We start from the raw sequence: 13,001 nt of genomic DNA, 5'->3' as shown, positions 1-13,001 counted from the left end.
AGCCCTCAGGCGTCTTCGCTACCCGGAACGTCCAGCGCCTCGCCAATTGCATAAAAATGCCCGCCCGCGATGTAGTGCAAGCTGCGCCACGCGGGATCGGCACTTTCGAAATGCCAGTGCCCGTCCTTGAACACACGCGTGTCGGCCCATGCCCCAACGACTTCACCGATGAACAAGTCGTAACTCGACTGATTGTGCGGTTCGGGGATCAGGCGACACGCCAGCCAGGCAGAGCATCCAGCCACAAATGGCTGATCATGGCCGGGAACATCGAACAGTTCCACACCGGAGCGCTGAAGTTTGTCCGCCTCATCGAACAAGCTTCGCGTGCCCACTTCATGGGTCAGTCGCAATTGCGCGGCCGTCGGCACCTGAATCACGAACAGCCCGCTCTTCTCAACCAGCTCACGGGTTTTGGCAATTTTGTCGAGGACCACGGTGAGCTTGGCAGGCATGAAATCCAGCGCACAGGCCCAAGCGGCCGCCATGACGTTGTCGACCCCTTCGTGCCTGGCAGAGACAAGCACTGTCGGGCCGTGATTGAGCAAGCGGTAGGCCTTGGCCGGGTCAACAGGGGCAATAAATTCGTTCACGGAAATACCTTATTCAAAACTTGTCGAGCGTCGTCACGAACGACTTGATTCGCACACAAGCGCGGGCCAGTTGCTCATCGCTTACGGTGAACGACAACCGCACAAAACCCTGCGCGGGCTCCCCGAATGCGGCGGCGTCCAGCACCGACACACCCGCCTCGCGGAACAGGCGCCAGGCAAAGTCCAGCGAGCTCAGGCCCGTACCACGCACGTCCAGCAGGACGAACATGCCGGCGTCGGGGCTGCGCACCTCGATACCGGGGCACTCACTCAAACCGTTGACCACCAGATCGCGTCTGCGTTGATAAATATCGCGCATGCCCACCGTTACTTCTTCGTGGGCAAGCACCGCTGCCAGCGCCCCCGCCATGACGAAACCGGGCAAGCCGTAAAGCATGCTCAACGAAAGATTTTCCGCGTGGCTCACTAACTGCGGGTCGGCGATGATCCAGCCAAATCGCCAGCCGGTCATTGCATGGGATTTGGACAAGCTGCCAACAATCACGCAGCGCTCAGCCATGCCCGGCAAACTGGCCAGACTGGTGTGTTCACGCTCGTAGCAGAGGCTTTCGTAAACTTCGTCGACGACGACCCATAGATCATGGGCGATGGCCACCTCGGCAATGCCCTGCAGCTCTTCGGCAGTGAGCACAACGCCGGTTGGATTATTGGGATTGGAGAAAAAAATAGCGCGAGTACGTGGGGTAATAGCCGCCTTGAGACGAGCGATATCCGGGCGAAAACCAGCATCGGCCTCACACTTGACACGCACCGGCGTTGCCCCACTTGCCTTGAGGGTTGCCTCATAAGTGACGTACATCGGGTCAAGGACAATGACTTCGTCACCCGCTTGCAACAAGCACATGGCGCTTACAAACAAAGCATTTTGCGCACCGGCCAACGTGATCACGTTTTCCGCCTGTACAGACCGTCCAAGACGATTGGAATAGCGCTCGGCAATGGCCTCACGCAATGCAGGACGGCCAGCGATATCGGTGTAATGGGTGTCCCCGGCGTGCAGTGCGCCGACGGCTGCCTCGGTAATGAAGTCCGGGGTCGCGAAATCAGGGTCACCGACACTGAGAATGATCACATCCTCCCCATTACGCTGGGCTTGCCAGGCAGCGAAGTGAATATCCCAGGCGGCAACGCCCTGCCCGGCTATCCGTTCGACAAAGGGGGAAAAGCGCATACCACGGCCTCTCTGAGTGCGAGTGAAGAAACCACCACCTTACCGCGACGCTCTTCACAAAGGCCAGTGTGGATGGAAGCACGGGCCATGTGCGGTATGTGGCGTCAGCCCATGAGTTTTTGACTTCAGCCAGACGCTGGACCTGTGGGGAGACTCTAAGCTGGCCTGCAAACACAATTCCCGTGGGAGCGAATTCATTCGCGAAGGGGTTAGTACATCCGCAGCCTGTGTATCGTCTGGAATGCCGCCTTCCCGAATAAATTCGGTCCCACAGGTTTCGCGGTGAGCCAAGCCAGTCCCAGTCATGACACCCACGGGAAAGCATTTCAACTCTGAAACGGCGGATCAATCCAGCAGCCAGTCAAGCCTTGGCAATCTCCGGCACCAGCAACCACTCGGCGCTGTCATTCCAGACGTCCATATGAGTGATCTTGCCGTTGCGGACCTCGAAGCGATCCAGATAGCGATTGCCCGAAAAACTACGACCGTCCGGCCATTCGCCGTAAAGCGTGCCGTTGGAATACACCACGGTATGATCACCGCGATCCATCCAGTCGAAGTTGCCCAACGCCTTTTTGACCCAGGCGTAGCGCGAGCCATTGAACGCGGTGATGTCCTGCGGGGTGGGCATCACGCGGCCCCCTGTGAAGGTGATCTTCACGTCCTCACTCATGAACGTTGCGGCCCGAACCGGATCCGGCGCCATGGACGCTTCCAGAAAATTGCTAACAATCTGTACATCTTTATTAACTTCCGACATCGCTTTATCTCCCGCCCTTGGACTTGGTTAAAATTGCCATCACGCATCCCCATGGTGCATGCCGCTTTAATTTGGCGCGCAATCGTTGAAGATCTCTTGAAAAAACCAACGTTTTGCGGGCCGTTACGACTGGCATCCTACTTGCTAGCAATAAATATGCAACTGCTAGCAATCAGGAGAACACACTATGGCCATCCGGCTTCCAAACCTGCAACGTCTGCTGTTTCCCGTGGCTGCGGCAGTCACGCTCAACATGGCTATGTTCGGTGGCGCGCAAGCCGCTGAGCCGCCGATCAAAGTCGGACTGGTGGCAGCCCTGTCAGGGCAGTCAGCCAAATCCGGCGAAGCCCTGACCCGCGGCCTGACCATGGCCATCAATGAAGTCAACGCCAAGGGTGGCGTACTCGGACGTCAACTGGAGCTGGTGCGCCGCGACGATGAAAGCAACCCGTCCAAGGGCATGCTGGCCGCTCGCGAGCTGGTCCAGCGGGAAAAGGTCACCGTGTTGTTTGGCGGCCTGGATACACCGGTGTCTCTGGCCATTGTGCCGCTGGCCAATCAGATGAAGGTGCCGTTCATGGGCATCTGGGCAGCGGGTACCAAAATCACCGAGAACGGCGCTGCTGATAACTACGTGTTCCGGGTTTCGGCAGTCGACGAACTGGTGGACGAAGCGCTGGTGAAATACGGCGTCGATAACGGCATGAAAAAGCCGGGAATGATCCTGATCAACAACCCGTGGGGTGAGTCCAACGAAGCCGGCTTTAAACGTGCGCTGGAAAAACGCGGCATGGCCAACGCCGGGGTTGAACGCATTCAGGACAGCGACCTCGACGTCGTACCGCAGCTGACCCGTCTGAAAAACGCTGGAGCTGACACCCTGCTGATGGTGGGCAACGTCGGCCCTTCGGCACAGGTCGTCAAATCCCTGGATCGCATGGGCTGGGATGTACCGGTTGTGTCCCACTGGGGTCCGGCGGGCGGTCGTTTCGGTGAGCTGGCCGGGCCGAATGCTTCCCGCGTGCACTTCATTCAGACCTACGTGTTCACCGAACACAACAGCGCCAAGGGCGATGCCCTGCTGAGCGCGCTGAAAAGCACTTATCCGCAAATCAAGACCCTGGCTGACGTTACGCCTGCCGTGGGTATCGCCAACGCCTACGACGCGCTGCATCTGGCCGCACTGGCCATCGAGAAAGCTGGCAGTACCGACGGCAAAGCGGTCCGCGACGGTTTCTACGCCATCAGTGAATACGACGGTTTGATCAAACATTACAAACAGCCGTTCACCGCGCAGAAACACGATGCGCTGGGGCCGGACGACTATCTGTTCACGCACTTCGTCAACGACCAGATCGTACCGTTGAAGCCTTAAAGGAGTCGCCATGTTCACCGCCGCCATTGTCACCGGCCTCGGCCTGGGCAGCATGTACGCGCTACTGGCGTTAGGTTTTCACCTGACCTACATCGTTTCGCGCACCGTCAACTTTGCCCAAGGCAGCGCCATGATGGTCGGCGCGGTGCTGGGCTACACCTTTTGCATCAACTGGGGCTGGTCGCTATGGCTGGCCTTGCCTCTGACGCTGATCCTCTGCGCGCTTTACGGCCTGGTGATCGAGCGCTGGCTGGTGCGGCCATTCCACAGCCGGGGGTCACAAGCCTGGCTGATGGCGACGGTGGCAGGCGGCATTCTGGTGGACAATCTGGCGCTGTTCACATTCGGCAAGGAGCCTCGCCAGTTCGAGAGCAACCTGGTCAACCTCAACGTCGAGCTGTTTGGCAGCAGCGTTGGCGCGCTGCAGTTATTGATTCCGCTGGTCGGCGCAGCAATTGCCCTGGCCTTGTATCTGGTCCGGCGCTACACACGGCTGGGCAAGGTGCTTGAAGCCTGCGTGCAAAACCCGCGTGCGGCGATGCTGATGGGCATCAACGTCAATCGGGTGGTGGCGATCGCTTTTGCTATTTCCACGGTGTTCGCGGCCGTGGCGGGCTTGTTGATTGCGCCGCTGTTCAGCGTCAACGCCGAGATGGGCATGCTGTTTGGCCTGAAGGCTTTTGCGGTGGCGATTCTGGGCGGCATCACCAGTGCCGGGGGCGTGTTCGCGGCCGGGCTGCTGTTCGGTCTGGCTGAAGCGTTGATCACCCTGTATTTCGGCTCGGCCTTCACCCAGATATTCACCTTTGCGCTGGTCATTCTCGCCTTGGCGATTCGTCCCAACGGTCTGTTCGGCAGCAAGGCTCTGGTGAAAGTATGAAAGACATCAAAACCCTCGCAGCTCCGGTTTTCATCGGCTTGCTCGCAGTCGCGTGCGGCTTCATGGCCTTCACGCTGGACAGCTATTCCCTGCTGGTCTTCACCCTTTGCGCCCTGGCGGCCGTAGTCGGTGTCGGCCTGAATATCCTGATTGGTTTGAGTGGGCAAATCTCGTTTGGCCATATCGCGTTTTACGCCATTGGCGCTTACGTATCGGCACTGCTGACCATGGCGGGCTGGCCGCTATGGCTGGCGTTGCCGCTGGCGGGCATTGTCTGTGGCCTGATCGGCGCATTGCTGGCCATTCCTGCGTTGCGGGTCAGCGGCCCTTATCTGGCGATGATTACCATTGCGTTCGCTTTCGTGGTGCATCACAGCCTCATTGAATGGCGTGACGTAACCGGTGGTTCGAATGGCCTGATGGGGATTCCACTGCCTGAATTTGCAGGCCTTGATCCGGCTATTCTGCTCGCGCTGCTGGCGGGTGCGCTGATGATCGGCGCATTGCTCTTCTATCAGCGCTTGAGCCACAGCACCTGGGGCAAAGCCATGCGCGCCGTGAAGGCGTCTGAAATTGCCGCGCGCTCGCTGGGCTTCAATCCGGTCTTGAGCAAAACCCTGGCGTTCGCCCTGTCAGCGGCATTGACCGGCCTGGCAGGCGGTCTGCTTGCGCCCCTGCTGATGTTTATCAACCCTGAATCCTTTCCGTTTTCGCAGTCGATCCTGTTTGTGCTGGCGGTGATTGTCGGCGGCAGTGGCATGCTGTTCGGGCCGCTGATCGGTGCATTACTGATTGTACTGGTGCCGGAGTTGCTGTCGGACTTCGCCGAATACCGCCTGCTGATTTTCTCGGTGCTGTTGCTGCTGGTGCTGTGGGTCGCGCCGAACGGTTTGCTGGGCGCCCTCGCCCGTCGCTGGATCAAGCCGACCCGCTTGTTGCCTCCCACCACGATCAACACCCAACGTATCGCCGAGCACCTGCAAAGCCGTGGCCCGTCCACCGGTTTGCGGGTGACCGATATCGGTATTCGCTTCGGCGGTGTGCAGGCGGCGCAACACGTCAGCCTGCATGCACCTGCCGGAAGTATCACCAGCATCATCGGCCCCAATGGCGCGGGTAAAACCACGGTGCTGAACATGATCAGCGGGTTCTATGCCCCGGACAGCGGTCAGATAGAACTGCAACAGCCATTGGCTGGCCTGCCTGCGTGGAAAAGCGCCCGTGCCGGTATCGCCCGGACCTATCAGACCACGCTGTTATTCGGCGAGATGTCGGTGCTGGATAACCTCTTGGTGGCGATGCAGAAAGGTCGCCTCGGCCTGCCTTTCAACCTGTCGACCTCCGGGCAACGCAGCCTCGCGCTGGACCTGTTGGCTCTGGTGGGTTACCGCGGGGAAGTGAATATCGCCGCCGAAGACCTGCCCCACGTTGACCGGAGACTGGTGGAAATCGCACGGGCGCTGGCCACCGCGCCTGCGGTATTGCTGCTGGATGAACCGGCTGCCGGCCTGAGCCGCCGCGACACTGACGATCTGGCCGTGCTGCTGCGCAAGCTGGCGGACTTCGGCCTGACGGTAATCCTCGTCGAGCACGACATGTCGCTGGTGATGTCAGTGTCTGAGCACTTGCTGGTGCTGGATGCGGGCAAGCCCATCGCGTCGGGGCCTCCTGCCGAAATTCGCCAGAATCAGCAGGTGATCGCCGCGTATCTGGGCGGCACCGATTATCAGGCAACGCCACGCGATCAAGCCTGGGATGGAAGTCGCGATGCGCGGCTTTACGTCAAGGATCTGGTCATTGACTACGGCGCCGCAGCAGTGGTCAACAAAGTCAATTTACTGGTTAATCCCGGCGAGCTGGTGGCGATTCTGGGTGCCAACGGGGCGGGCAAATCCAGCATCCTGCAATGTCTCGCGGGCCTGCATCGCGCAACCGATGGCAGCATCCTGCTGGACAACGAAAGCATCGACCAGGCCAGCGCCAGCACCATCGCAGGCAAAGGTCTGGCATTGGTACCGGAAGGCCGTCAGGTGTTCCCGTACCTGAGCGTGCGCGACAACCTGTTACTGGGCAGTTACTCACGACGCGAAGCCTTTGATGCCGAGGCTGAAATCGAGGCGATCCTCAAGCGCTTCCCGCGCCTGCGCGACCGTATCGATAACCCGGCGGGCATGCTCTCAGGTGGCGAGCAACAGATGGTCGCGGTAGGTCGCGGCCTGATGGCCAAACCGAAAATCCTGTTGCTGGATGAACCGTCGCTAGGCCTCTCTCCCGCCATGATCGGCGAACTTTACGACGCGCTGGCAGCGCTTCGCGACGAAGGCGTGACGATTTTGCTGGTGGATCAAATGGCCAACCTTGCCTTGCAAGTCGCTGACCGCGCCTACGTGCTGGAAACCGGTTGCATTGTGAAATCTGCCAGTGCCGCCGAGTTACGCGACGATAAAGAACTGGCGGCGGCTTATCTGGGTGAAAGCGCCAGCAGCGAAAATGCCAACAGCATTCAAGGAATGAGCGTATGACCGCCCTGAAAATCATCAATGCCCGACTCGGCGACGGCGATGCGCAAGGCGTGCTGTACGTGGAAGACGGCTATTTCGTCGAGCGCTTCAGCGAGGCGGCAGTCAACCGGCAGACTCTGGATCTTGAGGGCCGATTACTGTTGCCGGGGCTGATCGAGACCCACATCCATCTGGACAAGGCCTGCATCATGCAGCGTTGTCATCTGCATGAAGGCACTCTCGCGGAGGCGGTGGCGCAGACCCGCGCGGCCAAAGCTGAATTCACCGAAGAAGATGTCTATCGCCGCGGCGCGCTGGTGCTCGATAAAGCCATTCTTCAGGGCACGACCCACATGCGTACCCATGTGGAACTTGACCCGCAGATCGGCCTGACTGGTTTCAACGCCATTCGCCGCTTGCAGGCGGATTATGCCTGGGCGATCAGTCTGGAAATCTGCGTGTTCCCCCAGGAAGGCTTGCTGAACAATCCGGGCACCGAAGCACTGCTGTGTCAGGCGCTGGAAAACGGCGCAACGGTTCTCGGTGGCTGCCCTTACATGGACAGCGATCCGAACGGACAGATACAGCGCCTCTTCGAACTGGCCGTGAAATACGACTGTGACCTGGACCTGCATCTGGACTTCGACCTGAACCCGGAAGGCATGACGGTCATGGAGGTGGCGCGCTGCACACAACTGCATGGCTGGTCGGGACGTGTGACAATCGGCCATGTGACCAAGCTGTCGACGTTACCCAAAGAGCAAATGACCGTGCTGGGCCTTCATCTGGCGAAAGTCGGTGTACAGGTGACCTGCCTGCCGTCTACCGATCTGTTTCTGATGGGCCGCGAGTCATTCCACAACAAGCCTCGCGGGCTGGCTCCGCTGGAACATCTACACGCCTGCGGCGTGATCTGCTCAGTGTCTACCAACAACATCGGCAACCCGTTTACGCCCTATGGCGATGCGTCGCTGATCCGGCAGGCCAACCTGTTCGCCAACGTCAGTCAGATGGGGACGGTGCCGCAATTGCTGCAATGCCTGGCGTGGGTATCCAGCGAATCCGCGCGAATGCTGCGCTTGCCCGACTACGGTCTGCTGCCCGGTTGCCGCGCCGACTTCATCGTCTTCGACGCACCTTCGCCTGCTGCAGTAGTCGCCGAAATAAGCGCGCCGTTGATGGGGTTCAAGGCAGGGAGACAAACCTTCAACCGCCCGGTTGGGGTATTACTGAAGCCTGAGTCGATATCTGCAACTTGCCTGGACCTGTAGGAGCTGCCGAAGGCTGCGATGGCATCGTGTCAGGATGAATGCTTCGCAGCCTTCGGCAGCTCCTACAGAAAAATCTATTTCAGCAATGCTGCTGGTTCTCAATCACTCAACGCCTGCCGCAGGTTGAACTCTTCCGGCGCGCTTTCTTCAAGGGCAAGCTGCGCTTCCAGCTCATCCAGGTGCTCAAGCATCACCGCAACGGCACGTTCGTTGTTGCCGTTCTCCAGTGCCGTAATGATCTCCTGATGCTCGTCCGACGCGCAGGACGGCACGTCATTACGCTGATACAACGCGACAATCAGCGAACTGCGCACCATCAGATTGGCAAGGATGTCACTGAGTACGGTGTTGCCACTGATCTGGCCGAGCATCAAATGAAACTCGCTCAGCTCACGCACGATGGCCCGACGATCAGTATCGCTGGTGGCTTTGCGCTCATTGTTCATGTGCGTCGCAATACGCTGGCGCTGTTTGCGCATGACCGCAGGGGTAATGCCTTCGACGATTGCCCGCTCAATGGCACGCCGGGCGCTGAAAATATCCCGGGCTTCCTTGGCGGTAGGCTGCGCAACCATGGCCCCGCGATTGGCCTCGATGGTCACCACTTTCTGCATTGCCAGGCGCTGCAAGGCCACCTGCACATGGTTACGATTGGCTTGCAGGGTTTCGACGATTTGCGCTTCGATCAGTCGCGTGCCGGGCGGCAAACGATGTTGGGCGATAGCCTTGAACAGCGCATCGGCGATGCGCTGTACCTCAAGCTGTTTGGCAGTGACAGTGCTCAAGCCCATTCTTTCCTCTATTTTCCGTAAAGCCAGGTGCCGCCGCGCAAACGAACTGCGCACAGCGGACAATCGGCGGCATTATCCGCCAGCCGTCCGGCACCGGCAAACCCCCTGTACAAAGGCTTTTTCGATCAGTTCGGTTGCCCCAGTGCGAGACCTTCGCCGCGAGGATCATGCATGGCGCTGCGACGCTCGTCGGCATCGATGGCGATGATTCCAGCATGCCCGGTCATGGGGCTGCGTGCGGGAATGATTTCCACCTCATGCCCCATGGCAGCCAGCCCTTCGAGGGTCGCGGCGCTCATGTCACCTTCAAGTTTGAGGTTATCGGTGCTGTCGAAGAAACTGCGGCCCAGCAAAAAGCGCGGGGTTTCCAGCGCTACATCAATCGGCCGCTGATAGTCCACCAGTTGCGTAGCCAGCACCATCTGCGTCTGTGGCTGGCCATCGCCACCCTGGGTGCCGAAGAACCAGCGACGGCCGTCATCGGCCAGATAGCAGGACGGATTCAAGGTATGCGCAGGCCGCTTGCCGGGAGCCCAGCCATTAACGTGAGCAGGATCGGCATTGAAACCCGCAGCACGGTTCTGCCACAGCACGCCGGTATCACCCAGGATGCAGCCCGAACCGAAATCGTGAAACAGGCTCTGGATCAGGCACGCGGTTCGACCTTGGGCATCGGTGGCCGCCATCCAGACAGTATCGGCAGGTCGACCCGGTTCATTCCAGGGCGCAGCTCGCTGATCGTCGATGGCATCGGCATAAGCCTTGATTTGCTCATCCTCCAGGCTGGCAGCGAAATCCCACGCTGACCTCAGCGGATCGCACAACTGCGCATTACGCCGCAGCAACCCCTGCTTAATGGCTTCCACCAGGTAGTGGTAGTACTGCGCGCTGCCGTTATCGACTTGCGCCAATGACTTGTGTTGCAGCGCGGCCATTGCCTGCAAGGTATACAGACCCTGACACGGCGGCGCCACGTTGTAGAGTCGACCCTGACGATAACGCGCCGAAATCGGCGCGACTTCAAGCGCACGAGTAGCCGCCAGATCGGCTGCGGTCAGGCCACAACCGAGCTGGTCAAACGCCGCACCGAATGCCTCGGCCAACTCGCCACGATAGAAATCCTCAACGCCGTGCCTGGCCAGATGCCGCAACGTATTGGCCAGCTCGGGCTGACGCAGCGTGTCGCCCTCGCCCAGCCAGCGCCCGTCGGTCTTGCACAGCCGATGCAGGTCAGGCAATTGCTCGATCAGCGGCTGACGCATCGTCTGCCAGAACAATTGCGACTGGGACACCGGCGCACCACGATCGGCCATCACAGCGGCGTCTTCCAGCAAGTCCCCCCAACCCAGCCTGGAGCCCCACTCAAGACGACTGATGTTCGCTGCGGTCTGCCAACTGGCCAACGCACCCGCGGTGCTAGCAACCGAAGCAGGCCCGCGGACGGTGATTTTTCCACCCTCAGGCAAGCGCTGACCGGCGTGACCAATCCCCACGATGGTGCGTACCTTGCTGTCATGGATCATCCACAGGGCATCGCCGCCTAACCCGGTCATGTGCGGAAAAACCGCCGCAAGCATGGCGCTGGCGGCCAGCATCGCATCGATGGCCGTACCTCCTGCGTCGAGAATACGCAGGCCGGCGGCACTGGCTTCGGTATGAGGTGTGCAGATGACGGCGCGAGTGGAGGTAGCGATCATGATCAAAGGCTCTCTATTTTTTGCTAGCTATCAATAGTTTTATTGTTAGCAGAGCAAGATATGTGCCTCTCGCCCTATTTGTAGCAAATGCCGAACATCATGCGAATCCACTGATTGAATCAGTCTTCTTGCAGGAATGACCGAGCGTCACACCCGCTTCATTGCCTCAAATATCTGCGCGACCACTGCCGCGCCCTCGCCTACTGCGGCAGCCACCCGTTTGGTCGACTGCGCCCGCACATCGCCGATGGCAAAGACACCCTTGCGGTTGGTCTCCAGCGGCAAAGGAATCCAGTCGTCCACCGCGACACTGCACACCGAGCGGCCAGTGATGACAAAGCCTTTAGCGTCGGTATCCACGCAATCACGCAACCAGTCGGTATTGGGATCGGCGCCAATGAACAGAAACAGATGCCGCAATGGGCGCGTGTCGCGTTGCAATGTGTCGCGATTCTGGAATACAGCGCTTTGCAGGCCGCTGACCTCATCACCTTGTAGCTCAACGATTTCAGTACGGGTATGGATCACCACATTGGGTAACGAGGCAATGCGCTCGATCAGGTACTGAGACATCGCCGCTTCCAGCCCTGCGCCGCGCACCACCAGGTGCAAACGCTTGACCTGCGGAGCCAGAAACGCCACTGCCTGCCCTGCGGAGTTTCCCGCGCCCACCAGAGCAACTTCCGCTCCCTGACAGATCTTCGCTTCTATGGGTGACGCCCAGTACGAAACGCCCTTGCCCTCGAATACATCAATATTGGCCACGGGTAACTTGCGATAACGCGCACCGGATGCAATCACCACCGCCTTTGCATGGATACTTGCGCCCGTCGTCAGTTCGACACGCGGCAGGTCGGGCACCGAGCAATCCAGATGGGCAACCTGCAACGGGATGGCCATCTTCGCGCCGAATTTCTGCGCCTGGGTGAACGCGCGACCGGCCAGTGCCTGGCCGGAAATCCCGGTCGGGAACCCCAGATAGTTTTCAATCCGCGCCGAAGCGCCGGCCTGACCGCCATACGCCCGCTGATCCAGCACCAGCACCGACAAACCTTCTGAGGCGGCATACACCGCAGTGGCCAATCCCGCAGGCCCGGCCCCCACGACAGCGATGTCGTAGATCACATCAGGGTCCAGCTGCGGGGTAATCCCCAGGCAAACCGCAGCCTCGGCGTTATCGGGATTTTTCAGAACGGTGCCGTTGGGACAGATCATCAGCGGCAGGTCGGCCTCGGCAACACCCAGACGAGCAATCAGCAGCTTTGTTTCTTCATCGTCCGAGGAGATGTCGAGCACCGTATTCGGGTAACCATTGCGAGTCAGAAAACCCTGCAATCCGGCCAGCCGCCCCTCTCCGGAATGGCCCACCAGAATCGAACCGACCCGGTCAGACTGGATCATCCCGACCCGACGCAAAATGAACGCACGCATGACCATTTCACCCAACTCTGCCGAGCCGATGATCAACGCCCGTATGTGCGCGACGTCGTAAGGCAGCGCCATACAGCCGTCCAGCCCGGCACGACCTTCCACCAGCGAAGCACGATCCCCTAAAAGGCCCGACTCGCCGGTGATCTCCCCCGGCCCCCCCTGAGTGATAACCGCCTCACGACCCAGCCCGTCACGCCGAATCAAGTCCACCGTACCTTCAAGCACCAGCCAGATGGCAATCCCGCGTTCGCCTACGTTGAACATGGTCGCTCCCGGTTCGAAGTGCTGCGCCGGACCATTGGCAAAGCGCCGGGCAAGCTCGATCTGGGCGGGAGTGAAAACAGGGAACATTTGCGGGCGACGGGTATCAAGCAAGCTCATGGCTAGTCCTTGGGCGGCCGTGCCGCGCGCATGTGAAAGTCCTGGCCTTCTTGTTAGTCCTTTGTTTACCCGGGCGGATAGCAGGTTTGTGCTGCGCCCGACGAACTGACACGCCTGACTCAACCTGCG

General features: G+C 59.7%; 9 protein-coding genes and 1 pseudogene. 4 read left to right on the top strand and 6 right to left on the bottom strand.

The genetic code is table 11. The features are described from left to right. Positions 1–5: 5 nt before the first annotated feature. The 3 genes and pseudogenes from AUC61_RS17380 to AUC61_RS17370 form a co-directional block, all read right to left on the bottom strand. Positions 6–593 carry a flavin reductase family protein gene (locus AUC61_RS17380; protein WP_243247425.1) on the bottom strand — a complete coding sequence of 196 codons (588 nt, stop codon included), beginning with the start codon at positions 591–593 and terminating at the stop codon, positions 6–8. Between the two features lie 25 nt (positions 594–618). Then, positions 619–1,785 (bottom strand): annotated as a pseudogene (locus tag AUC61_RS17375) (pyridoxal phosphate-dependent aminotransferase); the annotation flags it as partial. Positions 1,786–2,146: 361 nt separating this feature from the next. Then, complete coding sequence (locus AUC61_RS17370; RefSeq protein WP_122663681.1) at positions 2,147–2,545, bottom strand: nuclear transport factor 2 family protein; 399 nt, start codon at positions 2,543–2,545, stop codon at positions 2,147–2,149. Positions 2,546–2,732: 187 nt separating this feature from the next. Here AUC61_RS17370 and AUC61_RS17365 point away from each other — a divergent pair, with 187 nt between their 5' ends. From AUC61_RS17365 to AUC61_RS17350, 4 genes are read left to right on the top strand one after another with little or no spacing between them, the layout of a single operon-like run. Then, positions 2,733–3,920, top strand: a complete 1,188-nt coding sequence (locus AUC61_RS17365) for an ABC transporter substrate-binding protein (RefSeq protein WP_243247424.1) — start codon at positions 2,733–2,735, stop codon at positions 3,918–3,920. A gap of 10 nt (positions 3,921–3,930) precedes the next feature. Then, on the top strand, positions 3,931–4,800 hold the full coding sequence (locus AUC61_RS17360) for a branched-chain amino acid ABC transporter permease (protein WP_122663683.1): 870 nt from the start codon (positions 3,931–3,933) through the stop codon (positions 4,798–4,800). Then, entirely contained in the window at positions 4,797–7,322 is a 2,526-nt protein-coding gene (locus tag AUC61_RS17355) for a branched-chain amino acid ABC transporter ATP-binding protein/permease (protein WP_243247423.1), read from the top strand. The genes AUC61_RS17360 and AUC61_RS17355 overlap by 4 nt, the downstream gene beginning before the upstream one ends. Beyond that, positions 7,319–8,572: an amidohydrolase family protein gene (locus AUC61_RS17350; RefSeq protein ID WP_243247422.1), complete on the top strand. Its 1,254-nt coding sequence runs from the start codon at positions 7,319–7,321 to the stop codon at positions 8,570–8,572. The genes AUC61_RS17355 and AUC61_RS17350 overlap by 4 nt, the downstream gene beginning before the upstream one ends. A 98-nt stretch (positions 8,573–8,670) precedes the next feature. Here the strand turns inward: AUC61_RS17350 and AUC61_RS17345 are convergent, their stop codons facing one another. The 3 genes from AUC61_RS17345 to AUC61_RS17335 all read right to left on the bottom strand — a co-directional run bounded on the left by AUC61_RS17345 (position 8,671) and on the right by AUC61_RS17335 (position 12,872). Further along, a complete protein-coding gene (locus tag AUC61_RS17345) occupies positions 8,671–9,363 on the bottom strand; it encodes a GntR family transcriptional regulator (protein ID WP_243247421.1) in 693 nt (230 codons plus the stop codon). A 125-nt stretch (positions 9,364–9,488) separates the two neighbouring features. Then, positions 9,489–11,060, bottom strand: coding sequence for a gamma-glutamyltransferase family protein (locus tag AUC61_RS17340; protein ID WP_243247420.1), 1,572 nt, complete (start codon positions 11,058–11,060; stop codon positions 9,489–9,491). 147 nt (positions 11,061–11,207) lie between these two features. Further along, on the bottom strand, positions 11,208–12,872 hold the full coding sequence (locus tag AUC61_RS17335) for an FAD-dependent oxidoreductase (RefSeq protein ID WP_243247419.1): 1,665 nt from the start codon (positions 12,870–12,872) through the stop codon (positions 11,208–11,210). Between the last annotated feature and the right edge of the window lie 129 nt (positions 12,873–13,001).

The organism is Pseudomonas maioricensis (assembly GCF_022790535.1).
Lineage (GTDB): Bacteria > Pseudomonadota > Gammaproteobacteria > Pseudomonadales > Pseudomonadaceae > Aquipseudomonas > Aquipseudomonas maioricensis.
The sequence above is the reverse complement of the archived record's forward strand: the minus strand, read 5'-3'. Positions and strand labels throughout refer to the sequence as shown.